Origin of the sequence: Methylocaldum sp. GT1BB (assembly GCF_051027545.1) — a bacterium.
Classification (GTDB): domain Bacteria; phylum Pseudomonadota; class Gammaproteobacteria; order Methylococcales; family Methylococcaceae; genus Methylocaldum.
Window position 1 is genome coordinate 1,204,533 of sequence record NZ_CP194902.1, and the last position, 16,169, is coordinate 1,220,701.

The following is a 16,169-nucleotide window of genomic DNA, read 5'->3' on the forward strand; positions in this document are numbered from 1 at the left end:
TGATTGGATTTTCGACTTATCAAAGAGGTGGCTTGTGTCCACGCCGATTCGGACCGGAGCTTCGGATATTGCCGCGAAAGAACCGCCCTTGTTCAGTCTGAAGCGTCTGGTGCTGGTACTGGCGAGCTATGCGGCGCTCTACCTGACGGCTCGCTGGTATGAGGGGACTTACGCGTGGTCGACCGGGCTCGACGCCTTTGCGCCGGAGTTCGAGACCTACTGGATGAATCTCTTTTACGCCGAAATCTTGGTGGAAACGATCGTGGCCGCTCTTCTTTGGGGCTGGCTATGGCGGAGCCGGGATCGCAATTTGGAGAGGTACTGGGCGCACTTCATCGACACCGAGACAGCGCTGTCCAGAGCGAAAGGCGAAGCCTTGCGCGAACTGTTATGGAAAACGCGTGATCGCGATGTCGTGACATTGACCCCGCGCGAGGAGCTGCGCCGGAACATGACCCACCTGATCTGGCTGGCCGCTTATGCGTGGGCTTTCTATTGGGGAACCAGCTTCTTCACGGAGCAGGATGCGACCTGGCATCAAACGGTCGTGCGCGACACCGACTTTACCCCCAATCACATCATCGTGTTCTACATGAGCTACCCCGTTTACATCATTACGGGCTGGGGTGCCTTTCTGTACGCGAAGACGCGCCTGCCATACTTCGCCAAGGGATTTTCCGTGCCCTACCTGTTTTCCGTGGTCGGCCCGTTCACGCTTTTGCCGAACGTCGGTTACAACGAATGGGGTCACACCTTCTGGTTCATGGAAGAAGTGTTCGTAGCGCCCCTGCACTACGGCTTCGTCGTTTTCGCCTGGTTCGCGCTGTCGATCGGCGGCGTATTGCTGCAGGTTTTTGCCAGCATTTTGTATCTGATCAAAAAAGACTTATCGCCCGAGCCGGATTCGCGACCAACGCCGAACGGCTGAAAGCGCTAGATCACGGCGGCGTGAAAGTGGTTGCCTTGGGGGCCGACATCGAGAATCATTGCGACATCGCCGTCGTCCGGTCTCGGCTCAAGACCGGCCGTGGCAAGAATTGCTTTAGCACCGACTCTTTATCATCGACCGATGGAGCAAAGGGCATGGATACATTCATGCAGGCTGCGTTCGAAGAAGCCGAGAAGGGATTGCAGACCGGGGGAATACCGATCGGATCGGTGCTGGTGCATCGGGATCGCATCATCGGTCGCGGCCACAACCGGCGCGTACAGCAGGGGAGCCCCATTTTGCATGCGGAAATGGACGCCTTGGCGAATGCCGGACGTCAGCCCGCATCGGTTTATCGCGAGAGCACGCTTTATACGACGCTATCGCCCTGCGCCATGTGCACGGGAGCGATTTTGCTGTACCAAATTCCCAGGGTCGTGATCGGCGAGAACCGGACATTCCTCGGTGAAGAGGAACTGCTGCGGTCGCGCGGCATTTCCGTCGAGGTACGCAACGACCCCGACTGTATTCGCCTCATGTCGCGCTTCATCGAGACTCACCCCGAGCTGTGGGGAGAAGATATCGGTGTCTAAAACGAGCTCAAACTATTAACCCGGCCTATAAATATAGGCCGGGTTAATCCGGGGCAGGGATGCCCCGGCGCGGCGACAAGCCGCGTGAGCCCAGGCCGGGCGTGTACCGGCCCGGGCGGCGGCCCGAAATACCAGGAGGGTATTTACGGGCCTGACTATTAACCCGGCCTATAAATATAGGCCGGGTTAATCCGGGGCAAGGATGCCCCGGCGCGGCGACAAGCCGCGTGAGCCCAGGCCGGGCGTGTACCGGCCTGGGCGGCGGCCCGAAATACCAGGAGGGTATTTACGGGCCTGATTAATAGGGTGATCGCGCTATGGGGCAACGCCCCTCGTGAGTCGTAGGTCGGCAATCCATTGCCGACAAACTGTGTCTGTCAGGATGGAGCCCCGCCCCTTACGGGTTGTAGGTCGATACTCCCTTGCCGACAACCGCTAGAGCATTTTTATACCTACTGTACGGGCATTCTGCGTAGGTCGGGAATCCCTTCCCGACGCCGAAGCCGCCCTTCCCGACGGTGCAGTTGGGCCAGCGGGTTCGTCGGCAAAGGATTGCCGACCTACGAAAGCTTGAGTCGATCTACCCTGGCCGAAGGCGCCAACGACTCCGGCCAGGCCTGTTTTGCCGTAGAGCGAGATGAAAACGCTCTAAAACGCGGACAGCCGGCGTATTCTCCATGGAAGCGCCTGCATGACCTTGGGAAACCGGCGCGTCACGACCTCGCCGATACCGCCGCGCACGGTCACCATATAGCGGTGAAGCGGCAAGGCTTCCGTCCTCATGCTCAGCGGCAGCGCGGCCGTCTTGACGGCGCAGCTGTCCAGCCATTCGATTCCGGTGCCTAGGAGGTCCGCATCGTCATGGAGGCGGTGAATGCCCTCCAAATCCAGCAGAAAACCCGGACCGCATCGGGCATAGGGCGGACTCTCGTCGTAGGCCATCTTGAACCCGAAGCATCCCGGAGGCGCGAGGAAGGCGCTGCGCGCCGCGACCAGCCTGTCGCCGACCCGCAAAGTAAGCAGCGAGAGGCGCTTACGGCGGTGCGCCTCTTTGAGAATGTCCTTGGCGATCGCAGCGCCATCGGGCATGGATGCCATGGAGGTGCCGATCTTTCCCTTCCATTGGCTGAATTCCAGGGAGATGAATTCGTCGAAAAGACGGTCGACGTCGTCGGATCTGTCGAGATCGGCGACCCGTACCGGTCCTAGATCCTCGAGCAGGCGGCGCAAGCGCCTGAGATGTCGGCGCCGTTTGCCCGACAGTACGCGTGCGAAATAGGTCTCGGCATCCGTTTGGCGGCGGTACAGGTGCGATTCGCGGACATCATGTACATGGCACAATCGATGGTCCTCGGTAAGCCAGCACTCGGCCGCGCGGAGGATCTCGCTGTCGCCGGGCAGGTCCTTGAACAGGATGATAGTCGGCGGGTGCTGCCGGGCGAGCAGCCATCGGCCCAATGCCGCCAGGCTGTTGCCGACCGCCCCGTAGCGGAGCAGCGGCGTGCGGCGCAGCGTCCAACGATACGCGTCCTGCCACGGACGCAGACAGCGAACCGGGCACAGCGGGTGGAGCAGTGTCTGCTCGAACGGGAAGAAGCCGATCAGCGTTTCGGGCGCTTCCGAACCGCTGTCGTCGGTCCCGTGAACGAGCAGAAAACGCAGGCGCTGCTTGCTTTTCGAGGCCTTGAGCAGCGGCAGAAGATACCACGATTCGTAGAAAGGATTGGGATGTGCCGCGTTTTCCGCCAGGTGTTCGAGAGCCTCGCGATGGTGTTCGACGCCTTCGATCGTGTCGATGACGGTGACCGAACCTAGGCGCGCATCCCCGATCGAAAATATGCCCGGCCGAGAGACGCCGCGCGCGGCTCGGGCAGTTGGGTTCAACCAGTCATTCCTGCCCGTCGAGTGCCGCTTCAATACCCGCCTCCGAGCGTCCCGCGCGGGACAAGGGTTTGCGCAGTCCTTTCATGTTTGGAGGAGTGGAGCGCTCCCGAACCCTATCGGGCGCGATTGAAACCCGGTCACATCGTCGGGAAGCGAGAGGAATGTTGTATGCTCTCGGTTCGACAGGATCGGCTCGGGGTCGGAAATGCGTGATGACTCGTTCATGGAATCCCTTCGCAGAAAACGTAAAGAACGTCAGTGTAGAAGCCTTGGCGTCCCTGATCGTGAAATAATGGGATTTGGACAAAATGTCGTCAAGAGGCGATCCGAAACGATCATCGAGGTGCCGAGCCATGCGTGTTACCGTTCGATCCCGATTTAAACCGAGCGTGCCGGCGGCTCTGCTGGCCGCGCTGGCGGGTTGCGCTTCGCAGCCGGATTTGGGGTCGTCCGGCCGGTGGGTGGACCTCACCCATTCTTTTTCTGCCGAGACCGTGTACTGGCCCACTGCGACGCCCTTCCGTCTGGAACCGGTGTTTGTCGGGACGACCGAAAAGGGCTTTCATTACGAGGCCTATCAGTTCCAAGCGGCGGAACATGGCGGCACTCATCTGGATGCCTCGAATCATTTTTCCGCTCACGGTCTCGCGGTCGACCGGATTCCGCTCGACCGGCTGATCGGTCCAGCCGTCGTGATCGACGTATCGTCCAAAGCCGCGAAAAATCCCGATTACAGGGTGGGCCAAGACGATTTTGCCGCTTGGGAAAAGAGCCACGGACCGATACCCGAAGAGGCGATCGTATTGCTGCATACGGGCTATGGCCGGTTTTGGCCGGACCCGGTCAAGTATTTGGGTACCGCCGAGCGGGGCGAGGCGGCGGTGGCGAAACTCCACTTTCCCGGCCTGGCCCCCGAAGCCGCGCGCTGGTTGGCCGAACGGCGCCGCATCAAAGCCGTCGGATTGGATACGGCGAGCATCGACTATGGGCAGTCATCGCATTTCGAGGCCCATAGAATTCTCTCGGAAAAGCGCATTCCGATTTTCGAAAACGTCGCCCGGCTCGGCGAACTGCCCACGACGGGCGCCATGGTGGTGGCCCTGCCGATGAAGATCGAGGGCGGCAGCGGCGCGCCTCTCCGGATTATCGCGTGGGTGCCTGGAAAGAATCGATAAGGCGGTTGCGGGACTAATTTACGGCTTGTGGGAGCGGGCTAAAGTGAAGTAGGTCGGCAATCCTTTGCCGACGCACCGGGTCGACAACGGGCTTGGTCGGCAAAGGATTGCCGACCTACGACCTGTCGTTTCCCGGTTCACGACTTCCGGTCCTGCCCGGCATCCGCTGCGAAAAACGATATCCCCTGCGCCAGCGGGAGAGCCTCTCCCCAATTGATGGTATTGGTCTGCCGCCGCATGTACATCTTCCAGGCATCGGAACCCGCTTCGCGACCGCCTCCGGTATCTTTCTCGCCGCCGAAGGCTCCGCCAATTTCGGCGCCCGACGTGCCGACGTTGACATTGGCGATACCGCAGTCGCTGCCCGAAGCCGACAAGAACCGCTCGGCCGATCTGAGATTCAGGGTGAACAGCGACGAGGACAGTCCTTGCGATGCGCTGTTCTGCAGGGCGATCGCCTCTTCCAGACGGCGGAACGTCATCACGTAGACGATAGGCGCGAAGGTTTCGCGTTGCACGATGTCCCAATGGTTTTCCGCCCGGATCAAGGTCGGCTCGACGAAACAGCCGGGCCGCTTGAGCACCCGACCGCCGTAGAGCACCTCGCCGCCTTGGCGCCGTGCTGCGTCCACGGCGTTACGGTACGCCTCGACGGCTGAGGGATCGATGAGGGGCCCCATGAGGGTCGAAGGGTCCAGGGGATCGCCGATCCGCACTTGGCCGTAAGCCCGGATCAGCCTGTCGACCAGTTCGTCATGGACATCCTCGTGGACGATCAGCCGCCGAATGCTGGTGCAGCGCTGGCCGGCCGTTCCCACCGCACCGAACACGATGGCCTGGAGCGCGAGGTTCAGGTCGGCGGTCTCGTCGACGATGACGGCATTGTTGCCGGACAGCTCCAGAAGGCTCCGCCCCAAGCGTTCGGCGACTTTCACCGCCACCTGGCGGCCCACGGCCGTGGAACCGGTGAAGGAGATCAAGGGCAGCCGCGCATCGCGGACGAAACGGTCCAGCAATTCCGGATTTTCCGGCAAGAAGGTGGAAAAGATACCCGGATACCCCATCTCCGCCACGGCTCGGTCGCACAGGTGCTGGACCGCCATGGCGCAAAGAGGCGTCTTGGGGGATGGCTTCCAGACCACGGTATCGCCGCACACCGCCGCGACGAACGCATTCCAGGACCAAACCGCCACCGGGAAATTGAAGCCCGTGATGACGCCTATCGGCCCCAAGGGATGCCATTGCTCGTAGAGCCGGTGTTCGGGGCGCTCGGAAGGCATCGTGATCCCGTACAACATGCGCGACAGCCCGACGGCATAGTCGGCCATGTCGATCATCTCCTGCACCTCGCCATCCCCTTCCGCCTTGATCTTTCCCGTTTCGAGCGCCACCAGGCTGCCCAACGCATCCTTGTGTTCGCGCAAGGCATCGCCGATCCGGCGGACCAGCTCGCCCCGCTCGGGCGCCGGGACCAGGCGCCATTCCTCGAAGGCTTTCCGGGCCTCTTCCAGCACGGTTTCGTACTGCGCTTCCGAGCACAGCGTGACTTCGGCGATAATCTCGCCGGTAGCCGGATTGCAGGAGCTTAGCCGCGGAGCATCGCGAGCCTCCAGCCATCCTTCGTAGGCGGCATAGCTGCCGACGTTGACGTCCAGAAGATGCAAAGTCTCGAACAGTCGATCCTTGAAGGCGTTGTCGTGAATGTGCATAGGCGTTTTCCGGTTTGAGGCATAGAGCCTTGTGCCAGTTAGATTCGGGGCGGCAGGGAGAGGTTCGGATAGCCGAGATCATCAACCTTCCGAGACTTCGGCTGTCTAATCTATCGTAGGTCGGCAATCCCTTGCCGACACCGGGGTCGACAAGCGGGTTCGTCGGCAAGGGATTGCCGACCTACGAAATCTGTCAATCGCCTCGAGTAGATCGGGGACCCTTTCCCAATCGCCAATAGTCGCTAAGTCGCGACCTTCCTTTTGGGAGAACGGTTTGGGACGAGGGTTTGCCTTAATCCCGCCCTATCGTACGCTTTTCACAGAGGCAGAGAGGTCTTGCAATGTCCAGCCCACATGATGACTTTGCCCACAGCCTGGTCCGCGAGGTGCTCGCGGGTCCCACCACCCTTCGCGCCCATCCCGATCGTCCTGCCAAGCTGCTGGTACCGCGCCCCGACGGCCGGATGGCCGGCATCGATCTCACGCCTTTCGAAGCGGAACCCCAGCCGATGACCGCCGGCCATTATTTTCACGGAATCAGATCCGTAGATGAACTGCTGACGGCTTATCGGGAAGCTCGGCAGTCGAAACCGTTCGAAGAGGATCTGCCGGAAGCCTTGGAACACGTGGACCCTTATGCCCGCGAGTTTCTCGACGGCGTGCTGGCCCGTGCCCGGCGTTTTCTGACCGATGCCGAGGCGAAGCTGATCGGCGACTGGGTCGGCCGGCTCGATGTCTACGTGGCGGTCAAGGCCATCGAATCGCTGCTGTACAGCCAGGCCGATCTGACCTTGCTGAAGATCGCGCCGCGCCTGGGCTGGACCGTCCATTTCGATCATCTCGCGATCCGCTGCGGCTCGTCGGCCCACAGGGATGCCGAACGGGTCGTGGAAAACCTGCGCCGCCATCACGGCTATGTGCCCTCGCAAGTCGAAGGCGAAGATTTCTATCAGTTCGAGGACGGCTGGAACGCCTACCTGCTCTACAAAATCCTGGAAAACGGCCAGGTGCTGCGGCTGTTCATCGATCAGTCAGATGCCGATAATCCCACCCAGATCATCCAGCATTGGAATCACGTTTACGGCTACACCGCCCATCATCTGGCGATCCGGGCCACGCGGTTCGAGGAAGGCCGGCGCGTCGCGGTCGGTTTGTCGAAGCTGATGCATACCATGGAGGCGGAAGGCATAGCCATCATGACCCCGACGGGTGACTACACCGATCGGCTGCTGCTACAGGTATTCACCCGGCCCGAGCGGAACCGGGAAGTTCCGGAACGGATCCGGGAGGTCTTGAGGACTCACGGTGCGGAGCTGGAAACCGTCATCGAAAACGCCAAGCTCCTGGAACTTCTGTCGCGCTGGGAAACGAGCCCGGAACTGGCCGAGCGATTCTTCGCGCTGTACGACATTCCTTACGAGCGGGACAATCCGCTCCATTCCGCCCCGATCTACAACTATTTCCTGCCGGAACAGGCGGCCCACGTCATTCGTACTTCGGTCCAGACCGCCGCCTAGCGAGGAGACGATGTCATGCGGAACGTGTGCGTCCTGGGGGCCGGCACCATCGGTTCCCTGATTGCCGGCCTGCTTTCCCGAGCGGGCGACTATACCGTTCATCTGGTCGATCACGATGAAAACGCCCTGAAGCGGGCTGCCGAGGACATCGATCGGCAAAACCTGACGACCCTCGCCGTGGATGCGATCCACGGCAGCGGGCTCCGACATTGCCTGTCGGATTATCCTTTCGGAGCAATCATCTCCGCGCTGCCGTACTACTGCAACCCGCTGGTGGCCGAGTACGCCATCGAATCGGGCCTGCATTATTTCGATCTGACCGAGGACGTGACCGTTACCCGTTACGTCCAGAACCTCAGTCAAGGCGCGGAGACCGCTTTCGTTCCGCAATGCGGCCTGGCGCCCGGTTTCATCAACATCGTGGCGAACGATCTGATGGGACATTTCGACGAACTGGACACCGTGAAGCTGCGGGTCGGCGCGCTGCCGGTGCATCCCAGCAACGTCCTGAAATACTCTCTTACCTGGTCCACCGACGGATTGATCAATGAATACGGCAATTTCTGCTATGGGCTCGAGGACGGCCACGAAGTCGTCCTGATGCCGCTGGAAGGCTATGAAACCATCGAAATCGACGGGCTGCTCTACGAAGCCTTCAACACCTCGGGCGGCCTCGGCACCCTGGCCGATACCTACAGCGGCAGGGTCAAGACGCTGAACTACAAAACCCTGCGCTATCCCGGCCACTGCGAGAAGATTCACTTCCTGATGCGGGACCTCAAGCTCAACAAAGATCGGGAAACCCTCAAACGCATCCTCGAAAACGCCATCCCCAAGACCGTGCAGGACGTGGTGCTGGTTTATGTCTCGGTCAGCGGCAAGCAGCGCGGCGAACTGTACGAAGAGAACTACGTGAAGAAAATTTATCCGCAGACGATCTACGGGAAGCTGTGGTCGGCCATCCAGGTGACCACCGCCGCCGCCGTGTGCGCAGTCGTCGATCAGGTGTTGAACCGGACCGAACTCTACCAAGGTTTCGTGACGCAGGAGAGCTTTCGGCTCGAGGATTTTTTGGAGAACCGGTTCGGGCGGTATTACCGATGAGGTGAATCGCCTGGATGCGAGGGTGTAGGATGCGCTTCGTCCCTCAACGCCCCATGGCTCTAAACCGCTGTGATCCGGTTATACGGAAGTGGAGGATAGGTTTTCCTTTTCCCCACGTGACAGCGGTCTATCCTCCGGATGGCGGGAGCCCGCCATGAGAGCCGCATGGCGCAGGGCATCCAGGCGTTTGGCGTAGTGATGGTCCCGATGAATCAAGCTCAACACGTCCAGACCCCTCAATACCTTGACCAGTTGCGGCTGCATACCCACGAAGAAGAGGTGTTGTTTGTGCTCCCGAGTCATGCGGATCATGTCTTCCACCGCCTTGGCTGCCGAAGTGTCGATGAAAGGTACATCGGACAGGTCAAGGACCACGCTCTTGAAGGTGCTGAATTGCCGTACCCGCTCCAGGCGGCGGACCATGTTGTTGGCCGAGCCGAAACTCATGGGCCCATCGATATGGATAAGTATGATCTGGCCGTTGTTGCGGGCCAGGATGGCCGCCTCCTCGGAGATCAGGGGCGGTTCCGGAGCCTCGTGGGTGATGATGCGCAGCCTCGATTCTTCGAATTCCCCCATGCGCTTTACGAACAGGAGGTTCGCCAGTACCACGCCAACGCCCACCGCCTGGATGAGATCCACGAATACCGTCAGGCCCAGCACCACCAGCATGATCAGCACGTCGGCCCGTGGCGCATGAACGACATGCCGCACGAACCACCAGTCGATGATATCGATGCCCACCTTGAGCAGGATGCCGGCGAGTACGGCAAGCGGGATCTTTTCGGCTAATGGGCCTAGCCCCAATAGTATGGCCAGGAGGAACACTGCGTGGAGCATGCCCGAAAGGGGCGTGCGTCCACCGGTGCGGACGTTGACCACCGAGCGCATGGTGGCCCCGGCTCCGGGTAATCCGCCGAAGAACCCGGCGACTATATTGCCGATGCCCTGGCCGATGCACTCCCGATTCGAATCGTGCTGGGTCCGGGTGAGATTGTCGCAAATCAGCGAGGTTAGCAGGCTGTCGATGGTTCCCAAAAGGGCCAGGATCGCCGCCGATTCCAGCATCACCAGCAAGAGACCGGCCTGAAAAGTCGGGATGATGAGGGTGGGAAAGCCTTCCGGCACCTCGCCGATGACCGGCGCGGCCGGTAGCCAGAAATAGGCGGTGAGCGTGCCGATTACCAGGGCCAGGACCGGCGGCGGAACCCACTGGCCAATACGGACGGGGGTCAGCGACACGATCCCCAGTGAGAGGAGGGTGAGTCCGACCGCCTGGGGATTGAGGCTGTCCCAGAACTCCGGGATCGCCCGTAGCGTGGCCAGCACCCCTTCCGGTTTGGGGGAGTGCCCCAGCAGGGCGGGAATTTGCAGAATGAGAATGATGCAGCCGATCCCGCTCATAAAGCCGGAAATCACCGGAAACGGGACCAGCCGAATGTAGCGCCCCCATTTGAGGAGGCCGATGAGAATCTGGATGACGCCGCCCATCATCACGACAGTGAAGGCGAGGGCGGGTTGATGGACATAGAGCAGGAGGACTTCGGCCATGACCACGGTCATCGGACCCGTGGGGCCAGAGACCTGAGCGGGCGTTCCGCCGAACAAGGCGGCGAAAAAACCCACGAAGATGGCTCCATAGAGTCCGGCGATGGCCCCTGCCCCGGAGGTTACGCCGAAGGCAAGCGCCAAAGGAAGGGCCACGACCGTGGCAACGAGGCCGCCGTAGATGTCGCCGCGAAGATTATTGAAGTGAAGACCGTAGATCAGCGGTTTCATGGTTCGATCTCTCTTGCCACATTTCAGGCGGCGATAAGCTTAGAGACAGCTGCTTACCGGCAGCCTATCTGTGAGCAAGTGTACATCTCCGGTATAGGCGGACGAAATGACGCACCCGAGAACGGATTCCTCGCGCCGCAAGCCCGGCGGGCGATCCTGATGCAGGAGAGCGATATGAGCTTCAAGGCATTAGATGATTCGTTTGACGGCAAGCTGCATGGCGGAGGGGATGGGTACGGACGCGTGCTCCGGCAGAGCGAGAAACTGGCCGCGTCCAGGGACATAGGCGAAAACTTCGGCCTTATCGATCTTGTAAACCCAGCCATAGAGCTTGATAGTCCCTCGGACGAGTCCCGCGGCAACCACGGGGTGCGTACGCAGGTTTTCCAATTGAACTAAAACATTCTCTTGCACGGCGGCCGTCAAGAGGGAATTGCCTTCCAGATGAGCGTAATTTTCCCGAGTGATCCGGCGGGTCGCCTCGGCATGGCCGAGCCAAGCGCGAGCGGCCGGGAGGTCGGCCACGCTTTCCGGGCCACTCAGCAGCGCCTGCATGGCCCCGCAATAGGTATGGCCGCAAACGATGATTTCCTTCACTCCCAGATTGGCGACGGCGTACTCGATGGTGGCCGCTTCCCCGCCGCCGCTAGCCCCATAAGGAGGAATGATATTCCCCGCATTCCGCAGGATGAACAGGTCGCCCGGTTTCGACTGCGTGATCCAGTTCGGGTCGATACGCGAATCTGAGCAGGTAATGAAAAGGGCAAGTGGATTCTGCCCGCCCGCCAGCTTTTTGAATGACTCTCTCTCTGACTTCGAGAGGCTCTGCTGAAACCTGTGAAAGCCTTCCACCAGTTCTTTCATGGGATTACCTTCCTCACCATGGGCACACGCGCAGGGACATCTTATTCAGCTCGGAGTGATACCGCCCCGCCGACTCACAGATACAAATTCGGTGGTTTGATCTCTGTTTGACCATGCCGGGCCTTTTGGTTCAGCAACCGCTTTTGGAAGCCGTGCCGGAGAACCGCTGCGACTCCTAATTCCATTTGGCATTCGAGTGAACATTCGTCGTAGGATGGGTAGAGCGAAGCGAAACCCATCGATGGCGGGTTGGCCCCTCGGCTCCGCTCGGGACAGGCCCTTCGACAGGCTCAGGACAGGCTCCGCGTAACCCGCCGATCCTTCGACTTGGCTCAGGACAGGTCCGAGGCCGTTCGGTGGGTTACGGCGCACGCGAAGCGCAGTGATCGGCGGTCGGTCAGTGCTGATGTGCGCCTAACCCACCCTACGAAAATGAATGCCTTATTGAAAGCGATTTGAAATAAGGGAAGCTCCGGCCAAAGTAAATTTCGGCACTATGAATTAGGTCCACAGGATATGCGGAGGCACGAGGCGCGTCCTACGAGCTGAGCTCAGTCGAGAGAGCCCCTCCCACAAGCTTGTATTTTCATGGTAATCCCATCGCCATAAGCATCACCTCGACAGGGTGATAGGCCCGCACCCCGAGCCCGTCGGCGATTTGGCGGCGGCAGCTGGTGCCGGGAGCCACGATCAGCGTATCGGTTCCAGCCTCGCGGATGGCGGGAAACAGGACCAGTTCGGCGATGTCCAGCGAGACGGCGTAATGTTCCTTCTCATAGCCGAAAGCACCCGCCATGCCGCAGCAGCCGGAGAGAATGGGTCGAACCTCGACACCGGGAATCAGGGACAGCGCCTTTAACAGCGGCTGTATTCCGAGCAGCGCTTTCTGGTGGCAATGACCGTGCACCAGCAGCGTCTTGCCCGCCAGCGCGTCGCCGAACGGATTTTCGTCGAGCTGACCAATCTCGCGATCGATGAATTCCTCGAAGGTCACGGCGCGACTCGCCACCACGCGCGCCTTTCTCCTGAGCTCTTCGTCCTGCAGCAAGTCCGCCGCTTCGTCACGGAAGGTCAGGATTTCCGAAGGTTCGAGCCCGATAATCCAGCGGCCCGTCACCGCGGAAGGATACAGCCGCTCGACGGCCCGGGTCAGCCGTTTCCGGGCGGCGCGCAAGAGACCTTGGCTGATCTGTATCCGGCCGGATTCGAGACAGGGCGTTGCCGTCACGCGAAACCCGAACCGCTCCAAGACCTCGAAGGCCGCGATCGCCAGCCGGGGTTCGTAGAATTCGGTGAAGGGATCGTTGAACAGCAGGACCTCGCCCTTCTGGCCAGCCGGTTCGGCCGGACGCCGCCGCTTCAGCCATCGGCTGAAAGGCTCGCTCGCGAGAGGCGGCAAGGGACGCTCCGGATGAAAGCCCAGCCGGGATTTGATCCAGTGCCGCTCCAGCACGGCGTTGGACAGGGCGGGCGCGAAGCTGGCGATCCGGCTGAGCCGGTCGAAGTTTCCGACAATCCGCGCCCGCCACGGTACGCCGGATCGGTCGTAATGCTGCTGTAGGAATTCCGCCTTCATGCGGGCCATGTCCACGTTGGCCGGACATTCCGATTTGCAGCCCTTGCAGGCGAGGCAAAGGTCGAGGACTTCCCGCAGGAGCTCGCGATCCATCGCCGTCCAGGGTTCGGGGCTATCCATGACCTGCCGGAAGATATTGGCGCGGCCGCGGGTGCCGTGTTTTTCCTCCCGTGTCGCCATGTAGGACGGGCACATCGTGCCGCGCCCGGCGCTCTTCAGGCAGGCCCCGGCGCCGTTGCACTTCGAAGCGGCGATTCTTAAGCCCGCTTCGCGGCTCCAGTCGAAGTGGGTGGCAACCGGTTTCCCGTTCTCATGGGCTCTCAGATCCGAAACCAACGGCGGAGGATCGAAAATCTTGTGCGGGTTCAAAAGATCGTGAGGATCGAAGGCGGCCTTGATCCCGTGCAGGAGCCCATAAAGTTCCTCACCCAAAAGACCTTCCAAATAAGGCGATCTCAGACGGCCGTCGCCATGCTTGGCGCTGATCGTTCCGCCGAAACGGATCGCCCGTTCGAACACTTCTTCGACGATGCGCTCGTAAAGACGCCGGCCGTCTCGGCTACGCAGATCGAGCAAGGGGCGGAAATGCAACACGCCCCATCCGGCCGGACCGAAGACGACGCAATCTACACCATGGCGGGCCATGATCGAGAAAACCGCCTCGACATAAGCGGGCAGATCCTTGATGGTTACCGCCGTGTCTTCGATGCCGGTGACGGCCTTGACCGGACCCGGCATGCCCATGAGCAGACCCAATCCCGCCGCGCGCAGCGCCAGCGCCCGCTCCCGGAGCGGCGAATCGAGCACTTTCCGGGCATAACCCAGGTTCAGCGAACGCAATTCGGCCATCAGGCCGTCGATCGCGGCGTCGACCTTATCATCGGTTTCGTCCACGAAATCGATCAGCAGCACGGCGGCCGGATCGCCTTCGATCCAGAACCGGTTGCGCTGCTGCTCCAGATTGGTCTTGGTGAGCTCCAGGATATGCCGGTCCACCAATTCCAATGCCGACGGCTTATGGTTCAGCGTCACGGCCACCGCCGAAAGCGCTTGCGGCAGGCTGTCGAACTGGACGCAGACCAAGCGGTGCCGGGCAGGCAGCGGCACGAGCCCGACTTCGATTTCGCCGACCAGAGCCAGGGTTCCCTCGCTGCCGCACAGCAATCGGGCCAGATTGAAAGGCGGCCCCCGAGATTCCCAAGGCTGCCCGCGCGCCAGCACGTCCAGGGGGTAGCCCGCGTTGCGGGGAATGCCGTCGGGGCGGGGAAAGCGATCGAGAATCAGCGCCCGATGGCGGTCGATCGCCTGATACACGGCGCGGTAAACCCGCCCCTCCAGATTGTCCAGCGCTAATTTTTCCCGAAGCTGTTCGCCTCCAAGTGATTCGAACCGGGCGATGCTGCCGTCGCTCAAGACCGCCTCGGCGGACAGACTGTGATCGCGGGTCGTGCCGTAGCGCAAGGCATGGCTGCCCCAGGCGTTGTTGCCGAACATGCCGCCTATCGTGCAGCGGTTGGAGGTGGAGGGATCGGGGGCGAACATCAGTCCGAGCGGGCTCAGCGCATCATTGAGATCGTCGCGGATCACGCCCGGCTGGACCCGTGCGCGCCTCCGCTCCGGGTCGATCGAGACGATCCGGTTCATGTGGCGGGTGAAATCGATTACCAGACCGTCGCCGACGCACTGCCCCGCCAGGCTGGTTCCGGCCGCGCGGGGAATCAGCGGCAGCCGTTCCTGCGCGGCGAATCTCATCAGCGTCACGCAATCGTCCCGGTGCTTGGGCCGCGCCACGGCCAGAGGCATCTTCTGGTGGGGCGAGGCGTCCGTGGCGTAAAGCAGGCGCGAGAGCCGGTCGGTCAAAAGCTCCCCTTCGAGCGCTCGGCTTAAAACCGAGAGTTTTGATAGCGGTTCGGATGTCATGACGGATGGCCTCGTTGACTGCTTAGACCGGGGATAGAATCGGAGGTTAGAGCCTTCCATGTCGAGGTCTGACGGAAAACCGGGATTTCGTAGGGTGGGTTAGGCGCACTCCAGCATACTCCGATGTCAATCACTGTGCTTTGCGTGCGCCGTAACCCACCAACGCGCGGTGTGGTGGGTTACGGTGCGCGCCTGACTCGGTGGGCCGCGTACAGGCGGTATGTAGGCGCACCTAACCCACCCTACGACATGGATCAACCCGGCGAAACGGGTTTATGGCACACGCTGATCATTCGTTGTAAGGTTTGCAGAAAACCGATGGGAGCGATCTCGATGGGATTACTGGATGGTAAAAGGGCGCTGGTGTGCGGCAGCAGTCAAGGGATCGGCCGGGCCATCGCCATGCTTTTCGCGGATCAAGGCGCCGAGGTCGTTCTCCTTGCCCGCAACGAGTCGGCGTTGAAGCTCGTCTGTGGAGGGCTCAGTTCCGCACATCGGCAGAAGCACGGCTACTTGGTGGCCGATTTCGGCCATCCTGATCGCTTGAAGCAGATCCTGGAAGAACGCCTGCCGGCGCTTCTTCCCATTCACATCCTGGTCAACAACACAGGCGGACCGCCGGGCGGGCTTCTGTATGAAGCCGGGATCGAGGAATTCACTAGAGCCTTCACCCAGCACCTCATTTGCAGCCATATCCTGGTCCAAGCCCTGCTCCCCGGCATGAGGAGCGAGAGCTTCGGCCGGATCATCAATATCGTTTCGACCTCGGTCAAGCAGCCAATTCCGGGACTCGGCGTCTCCAACACGGTGCGCGGCGCCATGGCCAACTGGGCCAAGACCTTGGCGGGCGAACTCGCGCCCTTCGGCATCACAGTGAACAACATCCTTCCGGGAGCGACCGAGACGGCGAGGCTCAGGGCTATCATGGAGGCCAAAGCCCGAAGCTCGAACAAATCCATCGATGACGTGGTCGAACAGACTAAACGCTCGATTCCCCTGGGACGTTTCGGAAAGCCCGAAGAAATTGCCTACGCGGCGGGCTTTCTCGCGTCCGATTTGGCTTCGTATATCACCGGGATCAACCTGCCCGTCGACGGGGGACGTACGATGAGCTTGTAAA

At 61.0% G+C, this 16,169-nt stretch carries 11 protein-coding genes; 6 read left to right on the forward strand and 5 right to left on the reverse strand.

Features of this window, described 5'->3' with window-relative positions; translation table 11 throughout:
* The first annotated feature begins 34 nt into the window (after positions 1-34).
* Together ACR2TX_RS06640 and ACR2TX_RS06645 are read left to right on the forward strand one after the other, a co-directional pair.
* On the forward strand, positions 35-928 hold the full coding sequence (locus ACR2TX_RS06640; RefSeq protein ID WP_240502553.1) for a methane monooxygenase/ammonia monooxygenase subunit C: 894 nt from the start codon (positions 35-37) through the stop codon (positions 926-928).
* 155 nt (positions 929-1,083) lie between these two features.
* Positions 1,084-1,521 carry a deaminase gene (locus tag ACR2TX_RS06645; protein ID WP_133716273.1) on the forward strand — a complete coding sequence of 146 codons (438 nt, stop codon included), beginning with the start codon at positions 1,084-1,086 and terminating at the stop codon, positions 1,519-1,521.
* Positions 1,522-2,169: 648 nt separating this feature from the next.
* Here the strand turns inward: ACR2TX_RS06645 and ACR2TX_RS06650 are convergent.
* Positions 2,170-3,405 carry a GNAT family N-acetyltransferase gene (locus ACR2TX_RS06650; RefSeq protein WP_434131604.1) on the reverse strand — a complete coding sequence of 412 codons (1,236 nt, stop codon included), beginning with the start codon at positions 3,403-3,405 and terminating at the stop codon, positions 2,170-2,172.
* A gap of 353 nt (positions 3,406-3,758) precedes the next feature.
* On the opposite strand from ACR2TX_RS06650, the gene ACR2TX_RS06655 reads away from it, so the two are divergent.
* On the forward strand, positions 3,759-4,580 hold the full coding sequence (locus tag ACR2TX_RS06655; RefSeq protein WP_156881833.1) for a cyclase family protein: 822 nt from the start codon (positions 3,759-3,761) through the stop codon (positions 4,578-4,580).
* Positions 4,581-4,717: 137 nt separating this feature from the next.
* On the opposite strand, the gene amaB is transcribed toward ACR2TX_RS06655, so the two are convergent.
* The gene (amaB, locus tag ACR2TX_RS06660; RefSeq protein WP_434131606.1) at positions 4,718-6,289 is read right to left on the reverse strand and encodes an L-piperidine-6-carboxylate dehydrogenase; all 1,572 of its coding nucleotides are present in this window, start codon (positions 6,287-6,289) and stop codon (positions 4,718-4,720) included.
* Between the two features lie 341 nt (positions 6,290-6,630).
* On the opposite strand from amaB, the gene ACR2TX_RS06665 reads away from it, so the two are divergent.
* Both ACR2TX_RS06665 and ACR2TX_RS06670 read left to right on the forward strand, forming a co-directional pair.
* Positions 6,631-7,806, forward strand: coding sequence for a hypothetical protein (locus ACR2TX_RS06665; RefSeq protein WP_434131608.1), 1,176 nt, complete (start codon positions 6,631-6,633; stop codon positions 7,804-7,806).
* A 15-nt stretch (positions 7,807-7,821) separates the two neighbouring features.
* Complete coding sequence (locus ACR2TX_RS06670) at positions 7,822-8,910, forward strand: saccharopine dehydrogenase C-terminal domain-containing protein (protein ID WP_086133729.1); 1,089 nt, start codon at positions 7,822-7,824, stop codon at positions 8,908-8,910.
* A gap of 78 nt (positions 8,911-8,988) precedes the next feature.
* Here the strand turns inward: ACR2TX_RS06670 and ACR2TX_RS06675 are convergent, their stop codons facing one another.
* The 3 genes from ACR2TX_RS06675 to ACR2TX_RS06685 all read right to left on the reverse strand — a co-directional run bounded on the left by ACR2TX_RS06675 (position 8,989) and on the right by ACR2TX_RS06685 (position 15,049).
* Complete coding sequence (locus ACR2TX_RS06675; protein WP_434131609.1) at positions 8,989-10,689, reverse strand: SulP family inorganic anion transporter; 1,701 nt, start codon at positions 10,687-10,689, stop codon at positions 8,989-8,991.
* 189 nt (positions 10,690-10,878) lie between these two features.
* Positions 10,879-11,553, reverse strand: coding sequence for a carbonic anhydrase (locus ACR2TX_RS06680; RefSeq protein ID WP_434110846.1), 675 nt, complete (start codon positions 11,551-11,553; stop codon positions 10,879-10,881).
* Between the two features lie 586 nt (positions 11,554-12,139).
* Complete coding sequence (locus ACR2TX_RS06685; RefSeq protein WP_434131611.1) at positions 12,140-15,049, reverse strand: FAD-binding and (Fe-S)-binding domain-containing protein; 2,910 nt, start codon at positions 15,047-15,049, stop codon at positions 12,140-12,142.
* Positions 15,050-15,382: 333 nt separating this feature from the next.
* Here ACR2TX_RS06685 and ACR2TX_RS06690 point away from each other — a divergent pair, with 333 nt between their 5' ends.
* Positions 15,383-16,168, forward strand: a complete 786-nt coding sequence (locus tag ACR2TX_RS06690) for an SDR family oxidoreductase (protein ID WP_434131612.1) — start codon at positions 15,383-15,385, stop codon at positions 16,166-16,168.
* Position 16,169: the final 1 nt, after the last annotated feature.